This is a genomic window from Comamonas sp. 17RB (assembly GCF_030056555.1).
GTDB classification, from domain to species: Bacteria; Pseudomonadota; Gammaproteobacteria; order Burkholderiales; family Burkholderiaceae_C; genus Comamonas; species Comamonas terrigena.
The window spans coordinates 573,467-599,595 of record NZ_JASHHY010000001.1 but is presented as its reverse complement, the minus strand read 5'-3'; the positions used below and the strand labels follow the sequence as shown (position 1 = coordinate 599,595).

24 protein-coding genes are annotated in these 26,129 nt (G+C 63.0%); 14 read left to right on the top strand and 10 right to left on the bottom strand.

Annotated elements, in window-relative coordinates; genetic code table 11:
- Positions 1-321: 321 nt before the first annotated feature.
- Positions 322-951, bottom strand: a complete 630-nt coding sequence (gene gstA, locus QM470_RS02550; RefSeq protein ID WP_283338036.1) for a glutathione transferase GstA — start codon at positions 949-951, stop codon at positions 322-324.
- A gap of 143 nt (positions 952-1,094) precedes the next feature.
- Here gstA and QM470_RS02545 point away from each other — a divergent pair, with 143 nt between their 5' ends.
- Together QM470_RS02545 and QM470_RS02540 are read left to right on the top strand one after the other, a co-directional pair.
- Positions 1,095-1,412: a winged helix-turn-helix transcriptional regulator gene (locus QM470_RS02545; RefSeq protein WP_283338035.1), complete on the top strand. Its 318-nt coding sequence runs from the start codon at positions 1,095-1,097 to the stop codon at positions 1,410-1,412.
- Positions 1,413-1,521: 109 nt separating this feature from the next.
- Complete coding sequence (locus QM470_RS02540; RefSeq protein WP_283338034.1) at positions 1,522-2,760, top strand: DUF711 family protein; 1,239 nt, start codon at positions 1,522-1,524, stop codon at positions 2,758-2,760.
- A 150-nt stretch (positions 2,761-2,910) separates the two neighbouring features.
- Here QM470_RS02540 and QM470_RS02535 read toward each other — a convergent pair whose 3' ends face one another.
- Complete coding sequence (locus QM470_RS02535; protein ID WP_283338033.1) at positions 2,911-3,156, bottom strand: hypothetical protein; 246 nt, start codon at positions 3,154-3,156, stop codon at positions 2,911-2,913.
- A gap of 162 nt (positions 3,157-3,318) precedes the next feature.
- On the opposite strand from QM470_RS02535, the gene QM470_RS02530 reads away from it, so the two are divergent.
- The 4 genes from QM470_RS02530 (at position 3,319) to hxsA (ending at position 7,342) form a co-directional block, all read left to right on the top strand.
- The gene (locus QM470_RS02530) at positions 3,319-3,648 is read left to right on the top strand and encodes a DUF6984 family protein (protein WP_283338032.1); all 330 of its coding nucleotides are present in this window, start codon (positions 3,319-3,321) and stop codon (positions 3,646-3,648) included.
- Between the two features lie 466 nt (positions 3,649-4,114).
- Complete coding sequence (gene hxsB, locus QM470_RS02525) at positions 4,115-5,533, top strand: His-Xaa-Ser system radical SAM maturase HxsB (protein ID WP_283338031.1); 1,419 nt, start codon at positions 4,115-4,117, stop codon at positions 5,531-5,533.
- The gene (gene hxsC, locus QM470_RS02520; protein ID WP_283338030.1) at positions 5,526-6,659 is read left to right on the top strand and encodes a His-Xaa-Ser system radical SAM maturase HxsC; all 1,134 of its coding nucleotides are present in this window, start codon (positions 5,526-5,528) and stop codon (positions 6,657-6,659) included. The genes hxsB and hxsC overlap by 8 nt, the downstream gene beginning before the upstream one ends.
- Positions 6,656-7,342, top strand: a complete 687-nt coding sequence (gene hxsA, locus QM470_RS02515; RefSeq protein ID WP_283338029.1) for a His-Xaa-Ser repeat protein HxsA — start codon at positions 6,656-6,658, stop codon at positions 7,340-7,342. Before hxsC ends, hxsA begins: the two co-directional genes overlap by 4 nt.
- Positions 7,343-7,763: 421 nt before the next feature.
- On the opposite strand, the gene QM470_RS02510 is transcribed toward hxsA, so the two are convergent.
- Together QM470_RS02510 and QM470_RS02505 are read right to left on the bottom strand one after the other, a co-directional pair.
- Entirely contained in the window at positions 7,764-8,729 is a 966-nt protein-coding gene (locus QM470_RS02510) for a nitronate monooxygenase (RefSeq protein WP_283338028.1), read from the bottom strand.
- Between the two features lie 346 nt (positions 8,730-9,075).
- Entirely contained in the window at positions 9,076-9,951 is an 876-nt protein-coding gene (locus tag QM470_RS02505; RefSeq protein ID WP_283338027.1) for an arginase family protein, read from the bottom strand.
- Between the two features lie 287 nt (positions 9,952-10,238).
- Between QM470_RS02505 and QM470_RS02500 the strand changes: the two genes are divergently transcribed.
- Positions 10,239-11,174, top strand: coding sequence for a LysR family transcriptional regulator (locus tag QM470_RS02500; RefSeq protein WP_283338026.1), 936 nt, complete (start codon positions 10,239-10,241; stop codon positions 11,172-11,174).
- Between the two features lie 206 nt (positions 11,175-11,380).
- Here QM470_RS02500 and QM470_RS02495 read toward each other — a convergent pair whose 3' ends face one another.
- Positions 11,381-13,129 (bottom strand): methyl-accepting chemotaxis protein, encoded by a 1,749-nt coding sequence (locus QM470_RS02495; protein WP_283338025.1) that lies wholly within the window; start codon positions 13,127-13,129, stop codon positions 11,381-11,383.
- A gap of 289 nt (positions 13,130-13,418) precedes the next feature.
- Positions 13,419-14,078 carry an endonuclease III gene (gene nth / locus QM470_RS02490; RefSeq protein WP_066533352.1) on the bottom strand — a complete coding sequence of 220 codons (660 nt, stop codon included), beginning with the start codon at positions 14,076-14,078 and terminating at the stop codon, positions 13,419-13,421.
- Here nth and QM470_RS02485 point away from each other — a divergent pair.
- Positions 14,077-14,244 carry a hypothetical protein gene (locus QM470_RS02485; RefSeq protein WP_283338024.1) on the top strand — a complete coding sequence of 56 codons (168 nt, stop codon included), beginning with the start codon at positions 14,077-14,079 and terminating at the stop codon, positions 14,242-14,244. The two genes, nth and QM470_RS02485, sit on opposite strands and share 2 nt — an antisense overlap.
- Positions 14,245-14,362: 118 nt before the next feature.
- Here the strand turns inward: QM470_RS02485 and QM470_RS02480 are convergent, their stop codons facing one another.
- The 3 genes from QM470_RS02480 to QM470_RS02470 all read right to left on the bottom strand — a co-directional run bounded on the left by QM470_RS02480 (position 14,363) and on the right by QM470_RS02470 (position 17,158).
- Complete coding sequence (locus tag QM470_RS02480; protein ID WP_283338023.1) at positions 14,363-14,848, bottom strand: NUDIX hydrolase; 486 nt, start codon at positions 14,846-14,848, stop codon at positions 14,363-14,365.
- Positions 14,849-15,035: 187 nt separating this feature from the next.
- Positions 15,036-15,743, bottom strand: coding sequence for a response regulator (locus QM470_RS02475; protein WP_283338022.1), 708 nt, complete (start codon positions 15,741-15,743; stop codon positions 15,036-15,038).
- The gene (locus QM470_RS02470; protein ID WP_283338021.1) at positions 15,740-17,158 is read right to left on the bottom strand and encodes an ATP-binding protein; all 1,419 of its coding nucleotides are present in this window, start codon (positions 17,156-17,158) and stop codon (positions 15,740-15,742) included. Before QM470_RS02470 ends, QM470_RS02475 begins: the two co-directional genes overlap by 4 nt.
- A gap of 193 nt (positions 17,159-17,351) precedes the next feature.
- On the opposite strand from QM470_RS02470, the gene QM470_RS02465 reads away from it, so the two are divergent.
- From QM470_RS02465 to QM470_RS02440, 5 genes are all read left to right on the top strand, one after another.
- On the top strand, positions 17,352-18,602 hold the full coding sequence (locus tag QM470_RS02465) for an efflux RND transporter periplasmic adaptor subunit (protein ID WP_283338020.1): 1,251 nt from the start codon (positions 17,352-17,354) through the stop codon (positions 18,600-18,602).
- Between the two features lie 12 nt (positions 18,603-18,614).
- Positions 18,615-21,770 carry an efflux RND transporter permease subunit gene (locus tag QM470_RS02460; protein WP_283338019.1) on the top strand — a complete coding sequence of 1,052 codons (3,156 nt, stop codon included), beginning with the start codon at positions 18,615-18,617 and terminating at the stop codon, positions 21,768-21,770.
- Positions 21,767-23,227, top strand: a complete 1,461-nt coding sequence (locus tag QM470_RS02455) for an efflux transporter outer membrane subunit (protein WP_283338018.1) — start codon at positions 21,767-21,769, stop codon at positions 23,225-23,227. The genes QM470_RS02460 and QM470_RS02455 overlap by 4 nt, the downstream gene beginning before the upstream one ends.
- Before the next feature lie 316 nt (positions 23,228-23,543).
- Positions 23,544-23,813 carry a hypothetical protein gene (locus QM470_RS02445; RefSeq protein WP_283338017.1) on the top strand — a complete coding sequence of 90 codons (270 nt, stop codon included), beginning with the start codon at positions 23,544-23,546 and terminating at the stop codon, positions 23,811-23,813.
- Positions 23,814-24,017: 204 nt separating this feature from the next.
- Entirely contained in the window at positions 24,018-24,518 is a 501-nt protein-coding gene (locus tag QM470_RS02440; protein ID WP_283338016.1) for a DUF2199 domain-containing protein, read from the top strand.
- 313 nt (positions 24,519-24,831) lie between these two features.
- Here the strand turns inward: QM470_RS02440 and QM470_RS02435 are convergent, their stop codons facing one another.
- Positions 24,832-25,131, bottom strand: coding sequence for a hypothetical protein (locus QM470_RS02435; protein ID WP_280025441.1), 300 nt, complete (start codon positions 25,129-25,131; stop codon positions 24,832-24,834).
- 208 nt (positions 25,132-25,339) lie between these two features.
- Between QM470_RS02435 and QM470_RS02430 the strand changes: the two genes are divergently transcribed.
- Positions 25,340-26,077, top strand: coding sequence for a metallophosphoesterase family protein (locus tag QM470_RS02430; RefSeq protein WP_283338015.1), 738 nt, complete (start codon positions 25,340-25,342; stop codon positions 26,075-26,077).
- Positions 26,078-26,129: the final 52 nt, after the last annotated feature.

Below are 26,129 nucleotides of genomic sequence, written 5' to 3'. Positions count from 1 at the left end.
CAGCCGACAGGAACGAGTGCTGATGGACACCTCAGATTGGTCGACCAGCCCCATCAAGGCTGACGACTGACCGCTTGAGTCTGCCGCAGCCCGCCCGAAGGTGCACTGCTGCCTGCGCTGATTGCGGCATATGGCAGCCTGTGCACTGCCAGCGTCCATATCGATCTGGATGAGGCCGGCCGCCTGGGCGGCGAACTGCTGCTGGAGCGCAGCGTGCAAGCCGTGCAAGACATCGCTGACGTGTCCGCCACCACCATGGACATGGCCACAGTGGCCGTGGCGACCAGTGAGCGAACGCGCGGCCGCGCTTGCCGTGCAGCGTTATTTCAAGCCTTCGGCATCCAGAGCTTTTCTCACGGCAGGCCGCTCGCGCATGCGCAGGTACCAGGCCTTGAGGTGTTCGAGACCATCGAAGCGGATATTGGCCTGGTAGGTGGGAACCAGCCATTCGGCCTGTCCCCATTGGGTGAGTGCATAGAGGTAGCTGTCGGCCACGGTGTAGTGCCCCATCAGATAGTCCTTGCCTGCAAGCTGCGCGTCGATCCAGGCGTAGCGCTGCGCCAGCTTGGGCGTGGCGGACTCGGTGGCATACCTGCCGGCCTGCACCGGGTAGAGCAGGGGGATGAAGCCCTTGTGGATTTCAGAGGTCAGGAAATTGAGCCACTCCTGCAGCCGGTAACGTGCCATGGTGGTGTACGCGGGGGCAAGTTGCGCGCCGGGCTGGAGGTCTGCCAGGTACTGCAAGATGGCCGGGCCTTCGCGCAGCAGGCTGCCATCGTCCAGCTCCAGCAGCGGGGCATATCCCAAAGGGTTGAGGTCCAGGAAATTGCGCCCATCCGCGGTCCTGTGTGTTTTGTAGTTCACCTGGATGGGGGTGAAGTCCAGTGCCAGTTCGTGGAGCACGATATGGGGGGACAAAGAGCAGGCTGCAGGGATGTAGTACAGCTTCATGGAAGGCTTCCGATCGTTGACGTACGCCGTGACATACGGCGCTGCCGCGAGTTTTCACCGGCAGGTATCAAACTGGAAGAAGGCAAAAAAACTGCAGATAGGTTAAAAAACGATACCTAGAAGATCGCCTGGAAAGTTGTGCTATGAAAGTGAGTGTCAGTGGCTGCTCTGTGGAAGATGCCATGCGGCTGCTGGGAGGGCGGTGGCGCCTGCTGATCGTTTCCTACCTGGTGGATGGGCCCAAGCGGTTCAACGCATTGCGCCGGGACATGCCCGGCATTTCGCAGCGCTCGCTGACCCTGGACCTGCGCGCCCTGGAGGAATCGGGCCTGGTGCAACGCACGGTGTGGCCCACGGCACCCGTTCGGGTGGATTACGCGCTCACGCAAGACGGCGAACGTCTGAAACCCGTGGTCGCTGTGATGAAAGAGTTCGGGCTGTGGCTGAAGGAACGGGGCTAGCACCTCGGCTTTGCAGGCGGCTGGCGCCGGATTGGCACCGCCGCCCGCTTGACCGAGGCGGCACCAGCAGCCCTTAAGATGCTGCGCTGTCTTCGATTGCCCTGGCGCCATGCTCACTTCTGCTCTGCACCCCTTGGTGCGCGTTCGCACTGTCACTGCCTTCCTCACGCTCGGCCCTGAACCCGGCAGCTGGCCCGCTGCGCTGGCCCAGGCCAAGCGCCAATGTGATTGCCTGGCGACGGCGCTGGAGGAGCAGGCAGGCTATGCGGTGCAGTCCATCCGCATTGTCAGCAACCCGTTTGGCGAGTACCTGGACACCCGCAGCGCCGCCAGCGCGCAGGCCGGGCTGGCCCACATTACCGAGCTGCTGGCCCAGCTGAACACCGGCAGCCGCCGCATCCGTTTTGCGATCGGCGAGGCGTGCACCACCGCTGAAGTCGCGCTGCTGCCCGCGCTGATTGCCGCGTATGGCGACCTGTGCAATGCCTGCGTCAACATCGATCTGGACGAGGCCGGCTACCTGGGCGGCGAGCTGCTGGAGCGCAGCGTGCAAGCCGTGCAGGAGATTGCCGCGTGCACGCCACGCGGCGAGGGTAATTTCAACTTCACCGTCAATTTCAACTGCGCCAGCGGCATTCCCTATTTCCCTGCGGGCTATCACCGTGGCGAGCTGGATGGCTGCCTGGTGCTGGGCCTGGAGACGCCGGACCTGCTGGTCGATGTGCTGCACACGCTGCAGCCAGAACGCCAGAGCCTGCCCCATGCCGCATGGATGGCCCGCGCCGCGCAGGCTCTGGGCGATGCGCTGTCCAGCCATGTGGAGCGCATCAACGCCTGTGTGAACGCCACCGCGCTGGATGCCGGCTGGCGCGTCATCGGCATGGACACCTCGGCCGCGCCCTCCAAATCCTGCGCCTCCATGGTGCAGGTCTATGAACTGCTGGGGGTGCCGTTCTTCGGGGCCTCCGGCACGGTGGAGGCATCGGCCTTGCTGACTCGCGTGTTCAAGTCCGTGCAGCACATGCCGCAGATCGGCTTCAGTGGCCTGATGCTGGCCGTGACGGAAGACACCGGTCTGGCGCAAGGCACGCAAAACGGCCATTTCGACATTCGCGCACTGCTGACCTACAGCAGCGTCTGCGGCATCGGGCTGGATACCGTGCCCGTGCCGGGCGATACCAGCGCCAGCCAGATCGCCGCCGTCATGCGCGACACCGGCACCATGGCGTTTCGCCTGAACAAGCCGCTGACCGTGCGCCTGTTCCCGGTGCCCGGCCTGCAGGCCGGTGAGCTGACCGCTTTTGAGAGCGCGGACCTCTGCAACTGCGCGGTGCTGGCCCTGCCTTAAGGCGGCCACACCGCCGTGCCTGGCCCGGTACGGCATAGCGCAGCAGATTGGCGGGCTGAACAAGGGCTAACGCCCCGGCCGTGCATCTTGGTTCGACCCAGCAGGGCAACGATGTAGCGAGGGGTGGTGTGGGCGGCGCAGGGTCCCTGCCTAGGGCTCGGTTAGCTCTACCGTATCGGTAAGCCCCAGCGCCTCATCGATGAGGCACCGCAACGCCACGGCCGCCACCGTGCGGTCCACCAGGTGGTCAACAAAATAGAAGCCGTCCGGTTCTATGGCGTACTGGTAGCTGTCGCCCTGGGCCGCGCTGTGAATCGGGCTAGGCAACTTCTGCTGCAGTGCGGTGGCGTCGTAGTTGCCGGGCACGGCAAATTTGATTTTGTACTCTCGTCCCATGGGGGGCAGTGGATCTTCGGCCTGGGTGAATTCTTGAGATTGTGTAGCGGTCCAAAGCGGCCAACAAGGAGCTCTGGGCCGATAGAAAAATTCGGCGAACGTAGGCTTCTAATCCAAAGTAGTGAGTATGGGATGGTACTGGTGCCATTACATTGGACAGCCATGAGACACCTCTTTGAGTATGAGCGCCCATTGGTCCAACACCTGTTCACTCAAGCCGGGGCATCTCTTGAAATCAGCGCACTTATTGTTCGACCTATGTCGGGAGGAATGGGCAGCCTCTCCATCGCACCATTTAACATATCTCGCAAGCTAGGCGCATCGCCAGCGGAGTGTCATTTCTACGATGCAGATGGCACCCCCGTCTCCGTGGTGCTCAATCTCGATCAGGACGGCAAACCGTTTGAGATCGACATCTGGCGTGTGGACTTTCAGGCAGTGATGAGCTGGCCTTTGGAGAGACAGATCCTGCCAGGATTTCCTGATCGTTGATTCCACACAGGAGTCCCGTAGCCTCATCCTTTAAACCGAAGGCACACATACGGCGATCCGGAAAAAGGGGAATGGAGCCCCTTCTCATATTCCACACTGCCCACGAGCGAATAGTGCCAGCCAGATTGCCGCTGTCATGCGGGACATCGGCACTATGGCTTTTCGCTTGAACAAGCCGCTGACCGTGCACCTGGTACGGCCTGTCAGGGCGACGACGTAGTGCTCGTCAGCGTTTACGTGGCTCGACTCCTTGACGCAACAGCAAGAGCAAGATGCGTTTCACCAAGCCGCACTTATATCAATTTTCCTTGGGGATTGTTGTTGCACAATCTTTCTAAAAACGAGATTCAAGACAGGAGGGCAGAGCGCTCATGAATGCAAGTTGCGCCTTGATTAAGGTCAAATATCAGCAGTCGACCGGCAGGCGATTTACGCAGGTGATCGGGTGAGGTACGCCCCTCGGGCTATGCAGTCCAGATACCGTTTACTTCCGGATGGCCACATTGTCGTGACCGGAGCAGCCGGGGACTTTGCGTTTTTTGATAGCGAGGAATTTGATCAATTTCGCACATCCCCGCAAAGGCTCGACCTGCGAAAACAAGCCGACTTGCGTGCCCGTTTTTTGCTTACCGATGGGACTATGTCAAAGGGCATGCAACGCTTACTGGCTTCGCGTGTTGCAGCGAAACGGGAGACCGTTACCGCAGGTCCGTCGCTTCATATCATCGTGCCCACTCTGCAATGCGCTCACTCCTGTAAGTATTGCCAGGTAAGCAGGTCCCTTGACGACGAGGGACATACGATGTCGCTCTCTAACCTGAATGCTGCATGCGACACCATTCTCGAAAGCAAATCCGATCAGCTCACCGTCGAGTTTCAAGGGGGCGATCCGTTGCTGCGCTTCGATCTGGTCAAACATGCCATCCTGCGTATCCGCGAGGGAGCATCGGCGAATCGTCGAATTCGATTTGTAGTCGCTTCAACGCTTCATCAGCTTGACGACGCGATGTGTGCTTTTTTCAAGGAACACAGCGTATACATGTCGACCAGCTTGGATGGGCCTCGCGCTCTACATAACGTCAATCGACCGATCCCAGGCCGAAATGCTTACGAACGTACCCTTGCTGGCATCCAATTGGCACGAGAAAAAATTGGAGCTGATGCTGTCGCCGCCTTGATGACGACCACCAAAGCATCTCTGGCTTTCCCCGAGGAAATCGTGGATGAATATGTCCGTCAGGGGTTTCGGGAGATCTTCTTGCGACCGCTCAGCAGCTATGGGTTCGCCAAACGCAATCAAAACCTGCTTGGTTATTCTGTCGAGGATTTCCTGAACTTCTACCGGCGCGGCCTGGATCGCATCATGTATTGGAACCAGCGCGGGGTGGAGCTGAGAGAGGTGTACGCATCGATCTTGTTGAACAAGATGCTTTCCACCTTTGATGCGGGCTACGTGGATCTTCAAAGTCCAACAGGTGCTGGCTCTAGCGTCCTGGTCTACAACTACGATGGGTTCGTTTATCCCAGCGATGAAGCGCGAATGCTTGCAGAGACAGAGGATCAATCGTTGCGAATGGGGCGTATTGGTGAATCTTTGGGCCAGCTATTGAACTCCTCAGTGCGGCAGCAATTGGTGGAGGCCAGCGACGTTCGATCCATGAACGACTGCCGCGACTGCGCCTACAGTTTGTACTGTTCGCCCAATCCCGTAGATGCCCAAGCTCAACATGGAACAATGAATGTCGCTGCAGGGGAAACTGAGCACTGCCAGCGGCATATGGCTCTCTTTGATGCCATGTTCTCGACCCTGCGCGCTGCTGACGAGGATACGTCTTCGCGGATGCACGAGTGGGCGCAAGTGCGGGAGGCGTGCGCTGATGCGTAAAGTGTCTGCTGACCTCGACGAGAGATGCGGTCTGCGCGTACGCAGGGTGGTGGATTTCGAGGGCTTTGCGGCCCAGTGGGAGCCGTCTCTCTATTTCTTGGTACGAGTCCAGAGTCCGGAAGAAAGGCGCTCCATCGAGGGCTTGCAGCGTGCAGGCCTCGACAACCTCGCATGGACCGTAAGCGATCAACTGGAGATTGGGGACATCGTCGTTGCGCGCCCATCCAAGGGAGAGCTGATAGTCCTGCTACGTGCAACTGACATCCATCACGCGCTGTTTCTCACAAATCGATGCAACAGCAATTGTTTGATGTGCTCCCAACCGCCGACCAAAGAAGACGACGGGTGGCTCGTTGAGGAAGCGCTGGAGGCCATCCGGCATTTGAACTGGCATCCTCGGGCTGTTGGTCTCACTGGTGGCGAGCCATTGCTGCTAGGCACAGGTCTACGGAGGATTCTGGACGCCATAGATTGCCATCTTCCACAAACGGCAGTGGAAGTTCTGACTAATGGCCGGTTGTTTGCAGATGCATCAGTCGTCGAGAAGGTCCTATCCGGGCTCAGAACAAAGGTCCGTTGGTTGGTACCTCTGTACGGCCATGCCAACTTCATGCATGACTTTGTGGTGCAGGCTCCCGGAGCTTTTGATGAAACCATTGATGGATTGCTCACGCTCCAGGAGCACCAACAAGAGATTCAGTTGCGCTCCGTTTTGATTTCTCCAGTCTTGGAGGTACTACCGGAGATGGCTCTATTCGTCGCCCGAAACCTCCCATTCATCCGAGAGTGGGCATTGATGGGGTGCGAGCCAATCGGGTTTGCTCTTGCGAATCGAGACGCATGCGAAGTGGACCTAGTCGCTTGGGCCCCAACACTAGAGCAAACCCGCGCAGTGCTTCGCACCTACCGGATTCCACATGTCTGGATGAACACGCCATTGTGCGCATTGCCTCAGTCTCTTTGGCCTCAGGCACAGAAGAGCATCTCAGATTGGAAGAACGTCTTTGCACCTGAATGTGAGGGGTGTGCAGCAAAGGGGAACTGCTCTGGACTGTTTGCCTGGCATGAGCGGGGCTGGAAACCTGCCCCCCTAAGAACATTGGAGACCATCGAGGTCAATTTATGAGTAAGTTCGTTCGAAATCTCTCTCTTTTCGTGGCTGGGTTGCCTTTACTGGTCACGAAGAGCCTGTCAGCGGCTCCCGCACCTAGAGCAGAGATGGAGCCGCTCGACACAACCGGCGCCGTGCCGTTGCGTCCATTGAACTTGGAATCAGACAACCTGTTTGCAGGACATCGTTCGCACTCCAGTCACAGATCGCATTCAAGCCACAGCTCTCATTACTCGGGATCCAGTGGAAGCTCAAGCTACCGGGCGCCTGCGTATGTAGCGCCAAGTCCTGCTCCCGCCTACGTGGCACCATCTCCTGCTCCCGCATCTCCTCCTGCCACGAGCCGCTATGCGCCCGAGCCTGTGCCGGCACCGGGAGCACCTCGACAGTTTCTGGGTTCGAACAACGCATCGGGTTCCAGTACCTCAGCAAACAATGGCGTGTCTCAGTCATTGCAACCTGGAAAGCAGACTAACGCGTCAGATGTGCTGACTCACTCAGAGAAACTGCGGCTGCAGATCATGCGAGTTCAGATCAAGCTTCGCAGCCTGGGCCTTTACGAAGGACCGGTTGATGGGGTGATGAATGACGGCCTGCGTGAGGCACTGAAGCACTTTCAAGAGCTGAAGGGATTTCGGAAGACCGGGACTATGACAACGCCTACGCTCAATGCACTTGGCATACCTGCCGTCAACTGATGGCGCACGCGGAAGGGTTCATTGGTGAACGGCTGTTAGCCATGACGATTGCGGCCAGGATGTGGCCATCTGAGTTGCAGCGAATGTCCGATGCTGGCCCCGGCTGGCGTCTAGCCTATCGGAAACGAGTGACTGCTCTCAGCCTAAAGCAGCCAACAAAAAAACTGCCTGGCTGCTTCTCGCCGAAAGCAGTCATGAACTTATGCTGTATCACGGTCCGCAACGGCATGCATCGACGTTTGGGGCTTGAAGCCGAAAAAGGGGACGACCAAGCATTCCCAAGATTGGGGTGCATGCCTCTCAGATAGCAGCCCAACAGAATAAGTCCGTGGTGCGAGTCGATCACATAGTCCGCTGGAATGCGGCACAGCAGTTGCCTATCGACTTCCAGCGGACTCACCCCGCGCCAGGCGAGGCCTGTTCAACCCACGCCCAGCAAACTATCCACCAGCTCCTGAACGCTGGGAATGGACTGGATGATGTCGATGCCGGTGTTCACGGAAATGATGCCTTCGTCCATCTGGCCCAGCAGCATGCCGGGCCGGAGGCCGCCGAGTTGGCGGATTTCATCGTCCAGGTCGAGGGCGTTGTGCCGGTCCTGGAGCAAGGTAGCCAGGTGGTCGGCCGTGCGTGTGCGGATGGAACGCTGCACGGGAGAGACAAAGGCCATGTCGTCATAGCCTGAAGACACGATCCTGTCCTTGACGCTCTGGGCCGCCGGGGACTCCTGGGTCACGATGAAGCGCGTGCCGATGTAGACCCCTTCGGCGCCCAGGGCGAAAGCAGCCTGCACGCCGCGCCGGTCGTTGATGCCGCCGGTGGCCATGACGGGGACACGGACCGCATCCACCATGGTCGGCACGATGGTGAAGGTGCCCCAGGCGCTGGCTGGAATATGGCCGCCTTCGTCGTGCCCGGTGGCCACTAGCACATCGGCGCCCAGGGCTTCGGCCTGGCGCATATTGGCCACTGTGGGGGTCAATGGGCGGTGGATGAGTGTGGCGCCTTGCTGCTTCATCAGGCGGAAGGCGCTTTCGGTGGCGTTGCCGACCGAGACAAAGTGCGTCACCCCTTCTTCAAGGGCCATGATGATCCATGCGGTGTTGAACGCATCCGGGGCTTCGCTGCCCGCCAGGATCACATTCAGACCGAAGGGCTTGTCGGTCATGCCGCGTGTCTTGCGGATTTCCGCGCGCATGCGTTCGACAGTCTCTTCCGTGCTGCTTGGCGTGGTGGTGTGGCCGGCATGCGGGCCGAGGACGCCCAGGCCCCCGGCATTGGACACTGCGGCGACCAGGCGCGCATTGGTGACCCAGGACATGGGCGCTTGAACCAGGGGATACCGGGTGCCGAGAAGTTGGGTGAGGCGTGAAGTGGGATATGGCATAGGTGGGTACGTGCGGGTGCACGGGTGTAGGAGGGGATGGGTGAGCGATGGACAGCGCGGCGATGTCTTTGCGTTGGGGTAGTGGCGGGACAAAGTTGGGGCAGGGCTTCACCGGCCCCGAGGGCGTTGCGTGGCGCCTGGTGGCAGCGGGTGGGCAGGGCTGCGACGGTGGGCGGCCGTGGTGCGGTAGCCTGTCGGCCGGCTTCAGGCGGCCTTCAATTGGTTTTGCTTGCTTGCCGGGGCGGCGCAGGGTGCAGGCGGTTGACGGTCGCTGATGGACTCCACGTGCCACCCCGTGCGACCGGCTACAGCCCATTGGCGCTGGCCGACCCGGGCTGGCGTGCGGCTACCTGTTCAAGAGGGGGAGGGTACGCAGGGCCTTGGCCAATTGGATGGCGTCCCATGGCAGGTATTCGGCAATGGCCAGGCCCACGACCTCCGCCACTTCGTTGGCCTGCTGGAGGATGCGTGCGATGTCCTCCAACCGCATGCGGCCTTGCGCGACACCGTCCCAGGTGCCGGCCGCAGCTGCGGGGTCGTTGAAGAGCAGAAAGCTGTACCGGGCGGCATCCAGCACGTCCAGGTCAAAGTGCACGGCCACCTTGGTGGCGCCGGTCTGGCGCAGCCAGGACGCCACGGCATCGGGGGACTGGGCAATCTGTTCCGGGCTCAGCCGCTGCATCTGGCGCTGGTCCAGAAATTCCGTCTCATGAGGGGTGGTTTCCGTCAAGCCCACATACAGCACCTGCTGGGGGCGGATGGGGCGCTTCACCAGCCGGCCAAAGTCAGGATCGCCTTCGCCCATGAGCATGCCCAGTACATGGGCGTGCGCGTTGCGCATCGGGGCGGCGCCCATGATGTCCGGGTGTGCATCCACCCACAGGATGGCCAGGTCGTCGCCGTACTGTTCGTTCAGATAGGCCATGGGGGCCAGGTCCACCAGGCAGTCGCCGCCCAGGGTGACGATGGCTTGGGGCTGGTGCTGGCGGATGGCGGCCATGGCACGTTCTGCGATGGCCAGCAGCTCGGCCTTGGACGCGATGCCATCTTCGACGGGGCGCACGGCGGCGGCCGAGGGCGGCACATCGATGGTGACTTCAGGGCCGGACGCTACCGGGGCCAGGGCGGCCAACACGCGGCCCCCGATCAGGTAGTCGGGACGGTCGCTGCCCTGCCATTGGGCGATGTTCAGGCGCAGGGTGCGGGACGGTGAAATAGGCATGTCTGCAATGGATCTGGAACAGGAAAGAAGGGACCACAAGGCACACGAAGGCACATGACGGCCCCAAAAGAGCGCGACACAAGCGCAAAAAAGCGCCAGTGCTGGGCCGCACCCGGCCAGCGGAGAGGGGCTGTGGGGCGCATGAAAGGAATGTAGGGATCCCGCTGCCATTGCAGAAGATCGATATAGTGAATCGTTTTGTTATCAATATGGATAACAAAATGGATCGCTCCAAATCTGCCAATCCGGCTCCTTCAACCTCTCCAACCTCCTCAATACCCGCGCCCATGGACTTCATCGACAAACTGCGTGTCTTCACGGCGGTGGCTGACCACCAGAGCTTTGCGCGCGCATCCGAGGCGCTGGCGATGTACCGGCCGCGCGTGACCAATGCGGTCACCGAGCTGGAGAAAGAGGTGGGCGCCCGGCTGCTGCACCGAACCACCCGCAAGACCACGCTGACCCGTGAAGGAACGGCCTTCTACGACCAGGCGCGCGCCACGCTGACCGCGGTGGGCGATGCCCGAGGCTTCTTTGACGGCGGCAACGCGATCCCGAAGGGCCGGGTGCGTGCGGACATGAGCAACTCCATCGCCCGCTCGACCATCATTCCCCGGCTGCATGAGTTCCAGGCGGCGTATCCGGAGATCGACGTGGTGCTGGGCGTGAGCGACCAGCAGGTGGACCTGATTGCCGAAGGCGTGGACTGCGTGCTCCGGCTGGGGCAGCAGGGCAACACCAGCATGGTGAGCCGCATCCTGAGCAAGGTGCCCAGGATGGTGTGCGCTTCGCCCGCCTACCTGGCCCGCCACGGCACGCCGCGCACCGTGGAAGAGCTCAAGACCCACAAGGCGGTGACGTACTTCTACGGCCGGGACCAGCGGGTCAGGGAGTGGCAGTATTTTGTGGAGGGGGAAGCCGTGGCGCTGCGGCTGCCTGCTGCCGTGCAGGTGAACGACCATGAGGGCTATGTGAGCTGTGCCCTGCACGGACTGGGGGTGGCGCAGCTGCAGGAGATCGGCATACGCGAGCAGCTGAAAGCGGGCACCCTGGTCCAGATCCTGGACACGGTGGACTGGGGAACCATGCCGCTCACGCTGATGTACCCGGCCCGCGCCCATGTGCCGCTGCAGGTGCGCGTGTTCATGGACTGGACCGTCTCGCTGTTCGAGTCTGCGCCGGCTGCGCGCCCTGCACGCGGGGGCGCCGCACCATGCCGCTAGGGGAGGGGGCCAGCCTCAACACGCTGCCAACTGCAAGGCCAGGGCTATCGAGCCGATACCGATAGCCCTGCAGCACCTGCGAAAGACCGATCCGTGCATCCCTGCGCATCCCCGCATGTCTGCACAGGCCCGCGCAATTGCTGCTTTATGCGGTTTAGGCGCTTCATGCGCTGTATGCAAGGACGCAGGATCGGGGGCGTCAGCAGTTAAAAGGTTTCCCAATCATCGTCATGGGTCGTGGTGGCTGCAGGCGCAGCTTTGGCAATGGGGGCGGGGGCGATCGCAGCCGGAGACTTTTTTGCCAAGGCAGCAGGCTTTCCAGTGGGGCGTGGTGCAGGAGCTGCTTTCGGCGCTGGGGTGCGGGTGGGCATGGGCACTGCAGCGGCGCCCAAGGCCTGGCGCTGAGCGGTGCGGCTCTCCCCATCGCCCAGCTTGAATACGGACACCACTTGCACCAGGTCCTGGGACTGGGATTTGAGGCTGTTGGCTGCAGCGGCCATCTGCTCCACCAGCGCCGCATTCTGCTGGGTGACTTGATCCATTTGCATGACTGCTTCGCCGACTTGCGAGACTCCGGCGCTTTGCTCGGTGCTGGCGGCACTGATTTCACTCATGATGTCGGTGACGCGGCGTATGGATTGCACCACCTCTGTCATCGTCTCTCCCGCCTTGTCGACCAGGGTGGTACCTTGTTCCACACGCTCCACGCTGGCGCCGATCAGTGTCTTGATCTCTTTGGCTGCTTCGGCCGATCGCCCGGCCAGGGAACGCACCTCGCTGGCCACCACCGCAAAACCGCGTCCCTGCTCGCCAGCCCGTGCGGCTTCCACTGCGGCGTTGAGGGCCAGGATGTTGGTCTGGAAGGCGATGCTGTCGATCACGCCAATGATGTCGCTGATCTTGCGGCTGGACTCGTTGATGCCCTTCATGGTTTCAACCACTTGCCCCACCACCTCGCCACCCTGCGCCGCGACCTGGCTGGCATTCCCGGCCAACTGGTTGGCCTGGCGGGCGGACTCGGCATTTTGCTTGACCGTGGAGTCCAGCTCTTCCATGGACGCTGCGGTTTCCTCCAGCGCGCTGGCCTGGTTTTCGGTGCGTGCCGAGAGATCGTGGTTGCCCTGGGCGATTTCAGAACTCGCCGTGGCAACGCCATCGGCGCCCTGGCGCACGCTGGACACCACTTTGATCAGGCTGTCACGCATGGCCACCAGGGTATGCAGCAGGCCCGCCACCTCGTCCTTGCCGGTGATTGCCACCGGCGTGCTCAGGTCCCCGGCTTCAATCGCGCGAGAAAGGTTCTCGGCCTGCTTCAGCGAACGCAAAAGCCCGGTAATGAGGAAATAGCCGACGCTGGCGGCAAACAGCAGTCCGAGCACGATGGACAGGGTGGAATACATGCGCACCGAACCGTAATGCGCCACTGCTCCGTCGTATTCCGACTTGGCGACATCAAGCTGCAACTGGATCAGCGCATCAACCTGCTCTTTGGCAGGCGCATACAAGGCCGGCAGCACCTTGGTAGACAGGCGATGGCTTTCCTGCATATCGGCTGAGCGCAACGCTGCCAGAGCGGGCCTCAATCCTTCCCTGACATACTTGCCACGGGCTTCGGCAAACTTCTTGGCAATCCCAGCCTCATCCGCCGTGAGGAAGGTGGTCATGTACTCATCCCAGCCCTTGGTGATCGTGCCGATATTGGCTTCGACCGAAGCGGTGAGCTGACTCACCACCTCCGGGCTCGCATCCAGCGTGGCCGCACTGACCAAATAGGCATTGGTCATCATCAGACTCTGGATCTGCCCCAGCTTCCCCAAGGCCACTGTCCGATCTTCGTACACGGTTTTCAGCCCGTCATTGCTGGCCCCCATCCCACGCAGGCCAAGCAGACCGACGCCCAGGAGCAGCATGGACATGGCGCCCACCAGCAAGATCAATCGCGTTGAAATTTTCATTCTTGAGCCCCTTGCACTGAAAAATACATTCTGTGGTCACCAGGCAGCGCCATGTCCCTGCGCAGTGCGTTTTTGCAAATTTTTTTGCTGATGCTCAAGCAGGTTGGATGGGGTGCTGTGCGCTTGGCGAACACCTGACGGGCTGCGACTGGACAGACCACTTGACGCCCGCCTGGGGCCGAAAGCAGATCCAGCGCAGGCCGGCACTGCGGCAGCCACGCCGGCGGTGGCCCTAAGCTGGGCAGTCCTGCGGAACCCTTGTGCCCTTGTGCCCTTGTGCAGCAGGCGATCAGCTGCTGCGCTTTTTCGCGGCAGGCATGGGTGTCTTGGGCTTGAAGTCGCAGTAGGGCGTGACCAGGCATTCCCAGCATTTGGGCGTGCGGGCCTGGCAGACATAGCGGCCCAGCAGGATCAGCCAGTGGTGGGAGTCGACCGCGAATTCCGCGGGAACGCGCTTGAGCAGCTGCTTTTCCACTTCCAGCGGGTTCTTGCCCGGTGCCAGGCCGGTGCGGTTGCTGACGCGGAAGATGTGCGTGTCCACCGCCATCGTGGGCTGGCCGAAGGCCACGTTCAGCACCACATTGGCGGTCTTGCGGCCCACGCCGGGCAGGGATTCCAGCTCTTCGCGCGTCTGGGGGACCTGGCCGCCGAAGCGCTCCACCAGAATCTGGCAGGCCTCCATCAGGTGCTTGGCCTTGCTGCGGTACAGGCCGATGGTCTTGATATAGCTTTCCAGCCCTTCCAGGCCCAGATCCAGAATGGCCTGCGGGGTATTGGCCACGGGAAAGAGCTTGCGGGTGGCCTTGTTCACGCCCACATCGGTGGCCTGGGCGGACAGCAGCACGGCGGCCAGCAGCTCGAAGTCGCTGCTGTATTCCAGCTCGGTTTCCGGGTGCGGGTTGGCCGCTTGCAGGGTTTGGAAGAAGGGGACGATCTGCGTGGTTTTCATGCTGGTGCGCATTGTCGCGCAGCATGGGAGGCGGCGCACGGGGTGGGACACCGGGCTGCTTTTACTTCTGCTGCTGCCAGGGCTGACCCTGGCGCTGGTCTTGGCGCTGGCCGTGGCCTGCTTCAGCGATTTCCAACTCCAGGCCGGCGCACACCCATGTCCGTGACTACCGGCCAATGCCCGCCAAGGTCCGCATGGACTGCCCTGGCGGGCCATGTCCCGGCGATAGGGCTGTCCCAGTTATCCAGCTACCCCGTTACCCAGTGACCCAGTTGCCCCGCTGCTCAGGTACTGGCAGCCTGGAGCAGGGTGTGCTTGAGCCCGGCCGGAAAGAGCGCCGGGCCGCCGGGCAGGTCCAGCTCTGACAGCGCAAACCAGCGCGCGGTGCAGGGTGTGCCGTTGTCTTCGTGGAACTCAATGCAGGTGAGGTGGGCAAAACAGTCCGTGCTGAACTGCACTTCGCCAATGAACTGCACTTCGCCAATGAACAGCACCTCGTGGCCGGTTGCGCCATGGTGGGTGTAGATGTTCTCCATCACCAGCGGTGCGCCGGTGAGCTGCACGTCCACGCCCAGCTCTTCCTTGAATTCGCGCACTAGCGCGGCCTGCCAGCGCTCGCCAAACTCCACACCGCCGCCCAGCGGGCGCACGCCGACCAGGCGGCCCTGGTCGTCAAATACTTCCGCCGCCAGCAGCTTGCCGTCGCGCCAGTGCAGTCCCAGTGCCTTGACCTTGACGTGCTGGGGTGGTCTCCATGGGGTCACTGCCATTGCATGCCCCCGTTCCTACAGATTTGGTTGCTTGTTGCCATGGCGCGCATTGTCAGGCGGCGGCGCACTGGTGGGCAGCAACATCAGCACAAGATTTTGTGTTCCAGGGCGCTTGGATGGCCGGGCTGGCAGTTGTGCGCGCCTGCTTTGGAGGCTTGCCGCCATGCGGCCGTGCGATGTGGCCGTATCAGACCGCTAGGTCCAGCCGGTAGCCCACCCCGTAGACCGAGCGGATGGGGTCTTCCTGGCCGCCGGTTTCCGTCAGCTTGCGCCGCAGGTTCTTGATGTGGCTGTCGACCGTGCGGTCGATGACGACGCGGTGGTCGGGGTACAGGTGGTTCAGCAGCTGTTCGCGTGGCCAGATGCGCACAGGGCTGGAGGCCAATGCGCAGAGCAGGCGGAACTCCACCGGCGTGAGGTCCAGCTCCCGCCCGTGCAGCTGGGCGCGGAAGTTGGGTTCGTCAATCTGCAGCGGCTGCGCCCGGGGCGCCGGGGTCTGGCGGTAGCGGCGCAGCACGGTGCCCACGCGGGCAATGACCTCCCGGGGGCTGAAGGGCTTGCACACATAGTCGTCGGCACCGATCTGCAGGCCCAGCAGGCGGTCCACTTCGTCGACACGCGCGGTGACCATGATGATGGGCACCTGGCTGTGCGTACGCAGTTCCTGGCACAGGCTGATGCCGTCGCGGTGGGGCAGCATCACGTCCAGCAGGATGAGGTCGTGCTGGCGCTGGGCATAGGCGGACATGACCTGGGCGCCGTCGGCAATCCATTCGCAGCGGTAGCCGCTGGCGCGCAGGTAGTCGCAGAGCACGGCGGCCAGCCGGGGCTCGTCTTCCACGACCAGGACCAGGGCGTCGGTGGCGGCCGGGGTGGGGGAGGTGGGGGTATTCATGGCGACACCAGGGCGGGCAGGCGGACCACGATGCGCAGACCGCCCAGAGGGGACGGTTCGGCCGCAATCTCTCCGCCATGGGATTCGACGATGTTGCGGCAGATAGCAAGGCCCAGCCCGCTGCCGCCGCTGCTGCGGTTGCGCGAGGCATCCACGCGGTAGAAGCGCTCGAACAGGTGCGGGCGCGCGGCTTCGTCCACGCCGGGGGCGGAGTCTTCGATGCTGAGCTCGGCCATGCCGGTGCTGCCTGCGGTTCCGGCACTGCTGGCCAGCGCCAGCCGGATCTGCCCACCGGGGTGGGTGTAGCGGATGGAATTCTCCAGCAGGTTGGACAGCAACTGCTGCAGGCGTGATTCGTCCCCCTGGATGAACAGGGGCTGGCCGTTGCTGGAGAAGCTCAGGCTCAGGCCGCTGTCCTTTGCGCGGGCCTGGATGGTCATGGCGCAGTGCTGGGCGATGCGGTGCAGGTCCAGCGCTTCAAAGGTGTAGCGGAACTCGCCGGTCTGGGTGACGGCCAGCTCATGCAGGTCGTCCACCAGCTTGTTCAGCTGGGTCACTTCGCTTTGCAGCGGCGCCAGTGTGTCCAGGCGCAGCGGGCGTATGCCGTCCTGTATGGCTTCCAGCTCGGCCTTGAGCACGGCCAGGGGCGTGCGCAGCTCGTGCGAGATGTCGGCCATGAAGGCGCGGCGGTTGTGTTCGATGTTCTCCAGCTTGCCGGCCAGCTGCGAGATGTCGCTGGCCAGCTGGTCCAGCTCGTCCCGGTCGCGCATGGGCAGGCGCTGGGAATAGTCGCCCAGGGCCAGGCGGTGCACAAACTGGGCAATCACCTTCAGCCGCCGCAGCAGCGTGCCGGTCAGCAGCCAGGCCAGCAGCGCGGCGACCACGACCGAGGCCGCGCCATTGAGCCAGCGGGCGCGCAGCTGCGCTTCGTAAAAGCGCACATCGCCGGCCGCAATGGCGTTCTCGAACGGCACCATGGCCAGCCAGCCGACCCGCTCGCCCTGGGCGGTCTGCAGCGGCAGGCGTATGGCGTCGGCCGCCGCCGCGTTGGCATTGCCGATGACGATGTGGCCATCCCGGTCCAGCAGGGCAAAGCGCAGGATGGCGCCGGTCTGGTCAGACACCGGGGGCACGATATTGGTGAACTCCTGGCCCATGGCGGGCGGGCGCATCAGCGCAAACCAGGCCTCCGGGTTCTGGCGGGCAAATTCCCAGCTGTTGCCGTGGCTGGCGTAGGCGGCATTGATGCGGGGGATCACCTCGTGCATGCGGGCCACGCCCTGCTCGTTGAGGTAGCCCATGAAGTCGCGCACAAAGGAGATGCGTACAAAGACGGCGTTGACCACCAGCACCAGCACGCAGGCCGCCAGAATGGCCAGAAACAGCTTGAAGGACAGCCTGAGCTTGATGCGCATGGGACAAATAAGGACGCGGAAGGTGGTGGGGCAGGGCTGTGGCGATGGGTGCAGAGGCCGGGACCGCCATTGGGCGCCATCCCCGGAGCAGCGTCAACCGGCGTGACTGGTGCGGGCAGCGGCGCCGGGTCTTCCATATTTCCTGCACATTTGCGGGCGAGCATGGGGCATCTGCATTGATGTCTTATCTCCCATGGCTTTGTCTGCATCCACTTTTTCGCCCCAGCGGTCCTGGTGCCGCCTGTCTGTTGTTTCCATTGCGCTGGCCAGCGCGGGCTGGCTGTCCGGCTGCCAGCCCCAGCAGCAGGGCCTGCCGCCCCAGGGCGAGGCCGTGGTCGGGGTGCAGGTCATCCAGGCGCAGTCGCTGGTGATGGAGCAGTTGCTGGCAGGGCGTTCCGCCGCGCACATGGTGTCTGAGGTGCGCCCGCAGGTGGGGGGCATCATCCTCAAGCGCCTGTTCGACGAGGGCCAGCAGGTCAAGGCCGGGCAGGTGCTCTACCAGATCGACCCGCGCACCTATGAGGCCAGCCTGGAGAGCGCCAAGGCCCAGTTGGCCCAGGCCGAGGCCGCCGTGCTGGCGGCCAAGCCCAAGGCCGAGCGCTACCAGAACCTGGTGGGCATAGACGCCATCAGCAAGCAGGATGGTGACGATGCCCTGGCCACGCTGCGCCAGAACGAGGCCGCCGTGGTGGCGGCGCGCGCGGCGGTGAAGACGGCGCAGATCAATCTGGACTACACCAAGGTCACCGCGCCCATCAGCGGGCGCATCGGCACCTCCACCTACACCCCCGGCGCCCTGGTGACGGCCGGCCAGACGGCCGCGCTGACCACCATCCAGCAGCTGAACCCGATCTATGTGGACGTGACCCAGACCAGCGCCCAGCTGCTGGCGCTGCGCAAGCAGATTGCCAGCGGGGCGCTGAAGGCCGTCAACGGCAAGGTGGCGGTGCGCATCATTCTGGAAGACGGCAGCGAACTGGCCGACAGCGGCACGCTGGAGTTTGTGGGCACTTCGGTGGACACCGGCACCGGCAATGTGTCGCTGCGCGCCGTGGTACCCAACCCCGACGGACTGCTGCTGCCCGGCACCTATGTGAAGGCGGTGGTGCCCGCAGCGGTGAACGAGCAGGCCATTCTGGTGTCGCAAAGCGCGGTGACCCGCAATACGAAGGGGGAACCGGTGGTCAAGCTGGTGGGCCAGGACGGCAAGGTGGAAGAGCGCCGGATTGAAACCGGCGATGCGATCAAGGACCAGTGGGTGGTCACCAACGGGCTGAAGGCGGGTGAGCAACTGATCACCAGCGGGGCCACCAAGGTGCGCGGCGGGCAGCAGGTGAAGACCGCGCCGGCGGAGCAGGCAGCGCAGGCCGCCGCTGCAGCGGGCGCGCCCACTGCGCCCACGGCAGCTGCCGCACCCGCCGCATCCACCGGCACGCCGCAATAAGAAGGAGCTTCCATGTCACGCTTCTTCATCGACAGGCCGATTTTTGCCTGGGTGATTGCCATTGTCATCACGCTGTCGGGTCTGCTGTCCATCACCACCTTGCCGGTGGAGCAATACCCCGACATCGCCCCACCTTCGGTCACCATCCGCGCCACCTACACCGGTGCGTCGGCGCAGACCACGGAAAACTCGGTCACGCAGGTGATCGAGCAGAACATGACCGGGCTGGACAACCTGCTGTACATGAATTCCAGCAGCACCTCCTCGGGCTCGGCCCAGGTCACGCTGACCTTTGCCTCCGGCACCGACCCGGACATTGCCCAGGTGCAGGTGCAGAACAAGCTGCAGCAGGCACAGTCCAAGCTGCCGGACACGGTGCAGTCCACCGGGGTGACGGTGACCAAGTCCTCGGGCAGCATCTCCATGGTGCTGGCCTTCTATTCCGAAGACGGCAGCATGGACGGCACCGACATTGCCGACTACATGTCGTCCTCCATCAAGGACCCCATCAGCCGCCTCAACGGCGTGGGCAATGTGCAGATCATGGGAGCCGAGTATGCGATGCGCATCTGGCTGGACCCCGAGAAAATGCGCACCTATGCGCTGATGCCGTCGGATGTGACCGCCGCGCTGCAGGCGCAGAACGCCGATGTGTCTTCCGGCTCGCTGGGTGAGGTGCCGGCGGTGGACGGCCAGGCGCTGAACGCCACGGTCAAGTCCCGCAACCGCCTGCAGACGCCTGAGGAGTTCAAGAACATTGTGGTCAAGTCCGACAGCCGGGGCGCCGTGGTGCGCCTGTCGGACGTGGCGCGGGTGGAGCTGGGCAGCCAGTCCTATGCCACGGTGGGCAAGTTCAACGGCAAGCCCGCCGCCGCCCTGGGGGTGGAGCTGGCATCGGGTGCCAACGCCATGAAGGTGTCGGAACTGGTGGACGCCAAGCTCAAGGAACTGCAACCGTATTTCCCCAGCGGCCTGCACTACGAGGTGGCGCACAGCACCACGCCGTTTGTGAAGATCTCCATCCAGGAAGTGGTGCAGACGCTGGTGGAAGCCATTGTGCTGGTGGTGGCCATCATGTACCTGTTCCTGCAGAACTGGCGCGTGACGCTGATCCCGGCCATTGCCGTTCCAGTGGTGCTGATGGGCACCTTCGGCGTGCTGGCCAGTCTGGGGTATTCGATCAACACCCTGTCCATGTTCGCCATGGTGCTGGCCATCGGCCTGCTGGTGGACGATGCGATTGTGGTGGTGGAAAACGTGGAGCGGGTGATGAGCGAGGAGGGCCTGTCCCCCTATGAGGCCACGCGCAAGTCCATGGGCCAGATCACGGGCGCGCTGGTGGGCATTGCGCTGGTGCTGACGGCGGTGTTCCTGCCCATGGCGTTCTTTGGCGGCTCCACCGGGGCCATCTACCGCCAGTTCTCCATCACCATCGCCTCGGCCATGCTGCTGTCGGTGCTGGTTGCGATGACGCTGACCCCCGCGCTGTGCGCCAGCATGCTCAAGCCGATTGAAAAGGGCGGCCATGTCACGCAGCGCGGCCCGCTGGGGCGCTTCTTTGCCTGGTTCAACACCCGCTTTGACGGCCTGTCGCACAGCTATGCGCGCGGCGTGGCCGTGCTGACCCGGCGCCGCTGGGCCGGGATGGCGGTGTTCGCCGTGGTGCTGGGCGTGATGGCCGTGCTGTTCATGCGCCTGCCCACATCCTTCCTGCCGGAAGAAGACCAGGGCGCGCTGTTTGTGCAGGTGAAGCTGCCTTCCGGATCCACCCAGCAGCAGACGCTGAAGGTGATGGACGAGGTGTCCGCCTATGTGCGCCAGCAGCCCGAGGTGGATTCGACCATGGCGGTGTCCGGCTTCAGCTTCAGCGGCGCCGGACAGAACGCGGGCATGGCCTTTGTGCGGCTGAAGGACTGGAGCCAGCGCCAGGCCGATGCCACGTCCATCGGCAACCGCATCACCATGGCCATGATGCAGAAGTACAGCGACGCGCAGATCTTTGCCATGGCGCCTTCGGGCATTCCGGGGCTGGGGCAGAGCGCGGGCTTCACCCTGCAGCTGCTGGACCAGGGCGGCGCTGGCCACGAGGCCCTGGTGGCCGCACGCCAGCAGCTGCTGGCGCTGGCCGCCAAGAGCGACAAGGTGCAGTCGGTGCGCTACGGTAGCCTGGAAGACGCGCCCACCTTCGATGTGCAGATTGACGATGCCAAGGCCGGTGCGCTGAGCCTGTCGCAAAGCAATATCAACAGCACCTTGGCCACGGCGCTGGGCAGCACCTATGTGAACGACTTTGTGAACCGGGGCCGCATCAAGAAGGTCTATGTGCAGGGCGAGGCGGATGCCCGCATGCTGCCCGGGGACCTGGGGCGCTGGTCGGTGCGCAACAACAACGGGGACATGGTGCCGTTCTCGGCCTTCTCCACCACCAGCTGGAGCAGTGCCCCGGCGGCGCTGGCGCGCTTCAACGGCACATCGGCCATGGAAATCAGCGGCCAGGCCGCCCCGGGCGTGAGTTCGGGCGAGGCCATGCTGGAGATGGCGCGCCTGGTGCAGGAAGTGCCGGGCGGCTTTGGCCTGGCGTGGTCCGGCCTGTCCTACCAGGAGCAGCAATCGGGTTCACAGGCGCCGCTGCTGTATGCCATCTCGCTGCTGTTCGTCTTTCTGTGCCTGGCCGCGCTGTATGAGAGCTGGTCCATCCCGTTCTCGGTGATGCTGGCGGTGCCCATCGGCGTGGTCGGGGCCTTGCTGTTCACGGCGGTGCGCGGGCTGTCCAACGACGTGTACTTCCAGGTGGGGTTGCTGGCCACCATCGGCCTGGCGGCCAAGAACGGCATCCTGATTGTGGAGTTTGCCAAGGAGCTGCAGGACAAGCATGGCATGCCCCTGGTGCAGGCCACGCTGCAGGCGGCGCAGCAGCGGCTGCGCCCGATTGTGATGACCTCGCTGGCCTTCATGCTGGGGGTGCTGCCCCTGGTGGTCAGCTTGGGGGCGGGCTCGGGCGGGCGCCATTCGCTGGGCACGGGCGTGCTGGGCGGCACCTTGGCCTCGACCCTGTTCGGCATCTTCTTTGTGCCGCTGTTCTATGTGATTGTGCGCAGCCTGATGCCGGGCCAGCGCAAGGCGGCCCGGCAGCAAGCTGACGGCACGCAGACGGGAGTGAACCCATGAAAGTGAATGCAAACCCCATGCCCCGGCGTGCGCTGCAGGCCGTGGCCTGCGCCGCGCTGCTGGCGCTGGCCGGTTGCGCCAGCATGGCGCCGGTCTATGAACGCCCGGCCTTGCCGGTGCAGCCCAGCCTGGGCGGCGAGGCGGGAGGCGGCGTTACTGGCAGTGGCGCTGCGGGTGGTGCCCAGGCACAGGAGCAGGCCGCCGCACTGGCCGCGCTGCAGTGGCAGCAGGTCTTTACCGACCCGCGGCTGCAGCAGGTGATCGATGCCGCGCTGGCCAACAGCCGGGACCTGCGGGTGAGCCTGCTGAATGTGGAAAAGGCCCAGGCCCAGTACCGCATCCAGTCGGCCAGCCTGTTCCCCAGCGTGGCGGCCAGCGCCAGCCAGACCAATGCGCGCAGCGCCGTGGTGGCCGGGGGCGAGGCGCAGGGCCAGACCAGCCGCAGCGGCGGTCTGAGCGTGGGCTTTACCAGCTGGGAGCTGGACCTGTTCGGCCGCGTGCGCAGCCTGAAGGACGAGGCGTTGGAGAACTACCTGTCCCTGGCCCAGACTGGGCGCAGCACCCGCATCAGCCTGATCGCCCAGGTGGCGAGCAACTGGCTGAATGTGGGCGCCTACGGACAGCGCCTGGAGCTGGCCCGCGAGACCCTGGCCAGCCAGCGCAAGACGCTGGAGCTGACGCAGGCCAAGCACCAGTTTGGCGTGGCTTCCGCCGTGGATGTGAGCCAGGTGCAGACCAGCGTGGAAAGCGCCCGCGCCGATGTGGCCAGCTACACCACCGCGCTGGAGCAGGCGCGCCATGCACTGGACCTGGCCGTGGGCTCACACGTGGCCGATGCGCTGCTGCCGCGCACCACCAGCACCGGCGATGTGGCGCTGGCGCGCCTGCCCGATGCGCTGTCGTCCGAAGTGCTGCTGCAGCGCCCGGATGTGATGGCGGCCGAGCATGCGCTGAAAGCCGCCAACGCCGACATCGGCGCGGCGCGCGCGGCCTTCTTCCCCAAGGTGTCGCTGTCGGCATCGGCGGGCTACGGCAGTGACACCCTGGGGAATCTGTTCGATGCCGGCACGCGTACCTGGTCGTTTGTGCCCAGCATCTCGCTGCCCATCTTCAATGCGGGATCGCTCAAGGCCTCGCTGGATGTGGCGCAGATCCAGAAGAACATCTATGTGGCGCAGTACGAGAAAAGCATCCAGAGCGCCTTCGGCGAAGTGGCCGACGCGCTGAGCGCTCGCCGCCACATGGCCGAGCAGCTGGATGCGCAGCAGGCACTGGTACAGGCCGCACAGACCAACTACGACCTGTCCGACGCGCGCTGGCGCAACGGCGTCAACAGCTACCTGCAGGCGCTGGATGCCCAGCGCTCGCTCTACAGCGCACGCCAGTCGCTGATCAGCCTGCAGCTCAGCGATCTGGTCAACCGGGTCACCCTCTACAAGGTGCTGGGCGCGGTGTGAGCTGGGGGCAGGCACCGCAGGGTGACGCAGAGGGGGCATGGGAGTGGCTGCTGGCTTGCAGCCTTTGGCACGCTCACGCTGCGCATCCGCGGTGAACGCCGGCAGGGTATCCACACAGCGCTGCGGGAGGGGGCGGCAGCCATCCTCTGCGCACGCTGTGTGGACCGGCCGAGTTCGATCCCCCCAGCCAGAGCCGGCTGCAAAGGTGGTTCGTGTCTAATACGCCGGATTACTTTGAGGGGGCTTGTCGATGCGAATGCTGGTGGGAGCTGTGTGGCTCACGATCTCGTCTCTGTCTCTGGCGCAACAGGCGCCCATGCTGAATCAGCCCCTGCTGCGGGAGGCGATGGAAAATCTGGTGGAGAACCCATCGAGCGCCGCATTCGACTATGTGACTTACAAGCGCAACAAAGATGCTGACGACTGGACCATGTGTGGCCGCGTCAGCTTGAAAACCGCACACGGAAGTGATGCGGGCACCGAGTACTTCATCGGCATGGTTGCTGCGGGCGAGGACAGGCCCTACTACTATGTTTTTAGCGTGGGCGGCCTCTCCGACAAGTTGTGCCAATTGGAAGGGCTGTGACGCCCCCCGACTTTTCCGTCGGCGCTCCTGAAAATCGGGGCAGTCCTGCTCCGCGCCATGCAGGCCTTCCCGGCGCGGAGGTAGCTGCGAGGACAAGGCACGCGCCCTCGGGCCGGCCTCAGGCAGCAGCTGCGTCCAGCATGTGCCGCACCGTCCTGCCGGTCCCGTAAGATCGGCGGGATATATAGCGCTGGGGCCTGATGCATGAGCGGATTTGATTGTCGAACCTGTGGGCAACACCACGCCGAAATGCCGATGTGCCTGGGCGCAGACGCGCCGGCCCTGTGGTATGCGCTGCCTGAAGGGGAGCGTGCTGAACGCGCCTTTCTGTCCTCCGATGAATGCGTCATCGACGACGAGCATTTCTTTGTGCGCGGCCGCGTGGTGCTTCCCGTCGACGGCGGTGCGGATTTTTTTGTCTGGCTGGTGTGGGTATCGCTGAGTGCAGCCAACTTCCAGAGAATGGGGGAGCTGTGGGAGACGGAAGGGCGTGAATCCGAGCCGCCGTACTTTGGCTGGCTGCAAAGTGCTTTGCCCTATGACGAATCCACGCTCAGCTTGAAAACCGCCGTGCACACCATGCCGCTGGGCGAGCGGCCTGAGATTGAAATCCAATCGGAAGGGCACCAACTGGCGCTGGAGCAGGCCCACGGCATCTCCATGGCAAGGGCCCAGGAAATCGTGGAGCGCGCGCTGCATGGATAAAGATGGGACGCCTTAAGGGGAGGACAGGCAGCTGTTATGTGGCAACCAATGCAGCTGCTCCGACTGCAGCTGTGCGACGTTCAGTTGGAGATCTTATGGGTCGTGCTGCGGTGTCAGGTGGGACACAATCGACTGGGAGATCTTCGCTCCGTCGTATTCGTTGCGAATAGCTGCTGCTGGTCGATAAAAAATCTCAGCGGGCATCGGCTCTGAGGCATGGCTGCCAATCAAACAGACAATATTCTCATCTATCGGCAGCCGTTCAATATCCGTGCTGGCAATGCTGGCGACGGGCAGAAGCGGGACCGCCCCTCTAGTCGTGCTTCATTGCACGCTGGCTCTTTTGAGTGAGAACTTGCCCCAGCGGTTCATCGGGACACTTGCGCCACTCTCGCGGCTTGGTAGAGCGAACTTCGTTTTCAATTGCGTCCAACTGATCCTCATCTTTTGCTGTGGTGAATTTTGCCAAAGTCGACTCTTGCGCACGACGTTCAGCCCGAATATCCAGAGCCTTGGATAGAGGAATGTTCTTGCGCGAAGACTTGCTGTTCTCGCCGTAGGTGTTGCGGCGATCCTTCGCGTAGCTCAGCTGCTTTTTCTGTTGAGGAGTCATGGGGTTCAGCTTACACAAACGGGTGGTAGATGCCGCAAGTGCTTACCGTTTGCCTTGAATAGATGGAGCTTGTGCATCAGCCCCTGAAACCTGCGATTCGGGAGCAACTGCAATTGGCTGAAAGCCGACTGCAGTGAATGGCCGCTCCGATCAGCGCCAGAAAGCAACGCAGCCATTTCCCTCCGAGTGGACTGATTCAAAATGGGACATGCGCATCGCACTTATCTCCGACATTCACGGAAACCTTGCAGCCTTGGAAGCGGTTGCGGGTGACCTCCGGCATCGTGGTGTGGACCAGGTCGTGAACCTGGGTGACAGTGTGTCTGGGCCTTTGCTGCCACTTGAGACCGCGCAGTACATCATGGCGCAAGGCTGGTGGAGCCTGGCGGGAAACCATGAGCGGCAAATCCTCAACCATGGTCCTGAGCGCAGAAGTGCGTCTGATGAATACGCCCATTCCCAGCTCACTGCCAAAGAGTTTGCCTGGCTCCAATCGCTTCCGCCGAGCATTTCGCTGACAGCGGAAGTGTTTTTGTGCCATGGCACGCCGTCCAGCGATACGGCGTACTTTCTGGAAACAGTAGAGGTCGGCGGTGTCAGGGCCGCCAGCCCTGAAGAAATAGAACTCCGACTTGGGCGACAGCGTGCGCCACTTGTTGCCTGCGGCCACACACATATTGCGCGCACCGTTCGCACCAGACAGGGACAACTCGTTGTCAACCCAGGCAGCGTGGGCCTTCCTGCATACGATGACGCGCATCCGTTTCCGCATGTGGTCGAGACGGGCTCTCCGGATGCGCGCTATGCCATCGTTGAAAAATCACGCCATGGGTGGGGCGTGCTGCAACTCTCCGTTTCCTACGACCACCAGTCCATGGCTGAGTTGGCGCGGCGAAGAGGTCGGGCCGACTGGGAGCATGCCTTGCGGACGGGCTATATGCCGTGACGCATGGCATGCGCACCTGGGGTCGTTTGTGCCCTGCATCTCGCTGCCGTAT

Bases quoted from the DNA above. Each gene is read 5' to 3' on its own strand.
- hxsC (WP_283338030.1), top strand. From the start codon at position 5,526: ATGCGTAAAGTGTCTGCTGACCTCGACGAGAGATGCGGTCTGCGCGTA.
- QM470_RS02540 (WP_283338034.1), top strand. From the start codon at position 1,522: ATGCTCACTTCTGCTCTGCACCCCTTGGTGCGCGTTCGCACTGTCACT.
- QM470_RS02470 (WP_283338021.1), bottom strand. From the start codon at position 17,158: ATGCGCATCAAGCTCAGGCTGTCCTTCAAGCTGTTTCTGGCCATTCTG.
- QM470_RS02430 (WP_283338015.1), top strand. From the start codon at position 25,340: ATGCGCATCGCACTTATCTCCGACATTCACGGAAACCTTGCAGCCTTG.
- QM470_RS02485 (WP_283338024.1), top strand. From the start codon at position 14,077: ATGCTGGTGCGCATTGTCGCGCAGCATGGGAGGCGGCGCACGGGGTGG.
- QM470_RS02460 (WP_283338019.1), top strand. From the start codon at position 18,615: ATGTCACGCTTCTTCATCGACAGGCCGATTTTTGCCTGGGTGATTGCC.
- hxsB (WP_283338031.1), top strand. From the start codon at position 4,115: ATGCAGTCCAGATACCGTTTACTTCCGGATGGCCACATTGTCGTGACC.
- QM470_RS02465 (WP_283338020.1), top strand. From the start codon at position 17,352: ATGGCTTTGTCTGCATCCACTTTTTCGCCCCAGCGGTCCTGGTGCCGC.
- QM470_RS02435 (WP_280025441.1), bottom strand. From the start codon at position 25,131: ATGACTCCTCAACAGAAAAAGCAGCTGAGCTACGCGAAGGATCGCCGC.
- QM470_RS02495 (WP_283338025.1), bottom strand. From the start codon at position 13,129: ATGAAAATTTCAACGCGATTGATCTTGCTGGTGGGCGCCATGTCCATG.
- QM470_RS02455 (WP_283338018.1), top strand. From the start codon at position 21,767: ATGAAAGTGAATGCAAACCCCATGCCCCGGCGTGCGCTGCAGGCCGTG.
- QM470_RS02500 (WP_283338026.1), top strand. From the start codon at position 10,239: ATGGACTTCATCGACAAACTGCGTGTCTTCACGGCGGTGGCTGACCAC.
- QM470_RS02535 (WP_283338033.1), bottom strand. From the start codon at position 3,156: ATGGGACGAGAGTACAAAATCAAATTTGCCGTGCCCGGCAACTACGAC.
- QM470_RS02545 (WP_283338035.1), top strand. From the start codon at position 1,095: ATGAAAGTGAGTGTCAGTGGCTGCTCTGTGGAAGATGCCATGCGGCTG.
- hxsA (WP_283338029.1), top strand. From the start codon at position 6,656: ATGAGTAAGTTCGTTCGAAATCTCTCTCTTTTCGTGGCTGGGTTGCCT.
- QM470_RS02510 (WP_283338028.1), bottom strand. From the start codon at position 8,729: ATGCCATATCCCACTTCACGCCTCACCCAACTTCTCGGCACCCGGTAT.
- QM470_RS02475 (WP_283338022.1), bottom strand. From the start codon at position 15,743: ATGAATACCCCCACCTCCCCCACCCCGGCCGCCACCGACGCCCTGGTC.
- nth (WP_066533352.1), bottom strand. From the start codon at position 14,078: ATGAAAACCACGCAGATCGTCCCCTTCTTCCAAACCCTGCAAGCGGCC.
- QM470_RS02440 (WP_283338016.1), top strand. From the start codon at position 24,018: ATGAGCGGATTTGATTGTCGAACCTGTGGGCAACACCACGCCGAAATG.
- QM470_RS02530 (WP_283338032.1), top strand. From the start codon at position 3,319: ATGAGACACCTCTTTGAGTATGAGCGCCCATTGGTCCAACACCTGTTC.
- gstA (WP_283338036.1), bottom strand. From the start codon at position 951: ATGAAGCTGTACTACATCCCTGCAGCCTGCTCTTTGTCCCCCCATATC.
- QM470_RS02445 (WP_283338017.1), top strand. From the start codon at position 23,544: ATGCTGAATCAGCCCCTGCTGCGGGAGGCGATGGAAAATCTGGTGGAG.
- QM470_RS02505 (WP_283338027.1), bottom strand. From the start codon at position 9,951: ATGCCTATTTCACCGTCCCGCACCCTGCGCCTGAACATCGCCCAATGG.
- QM470_RS02480 (WP_283338023.1), bottom strand. From the start codon at position 14,848: ATGGCAGTGACCCCATGGAGACCACCCCAGCACGTCAAGGTCAAGGCA.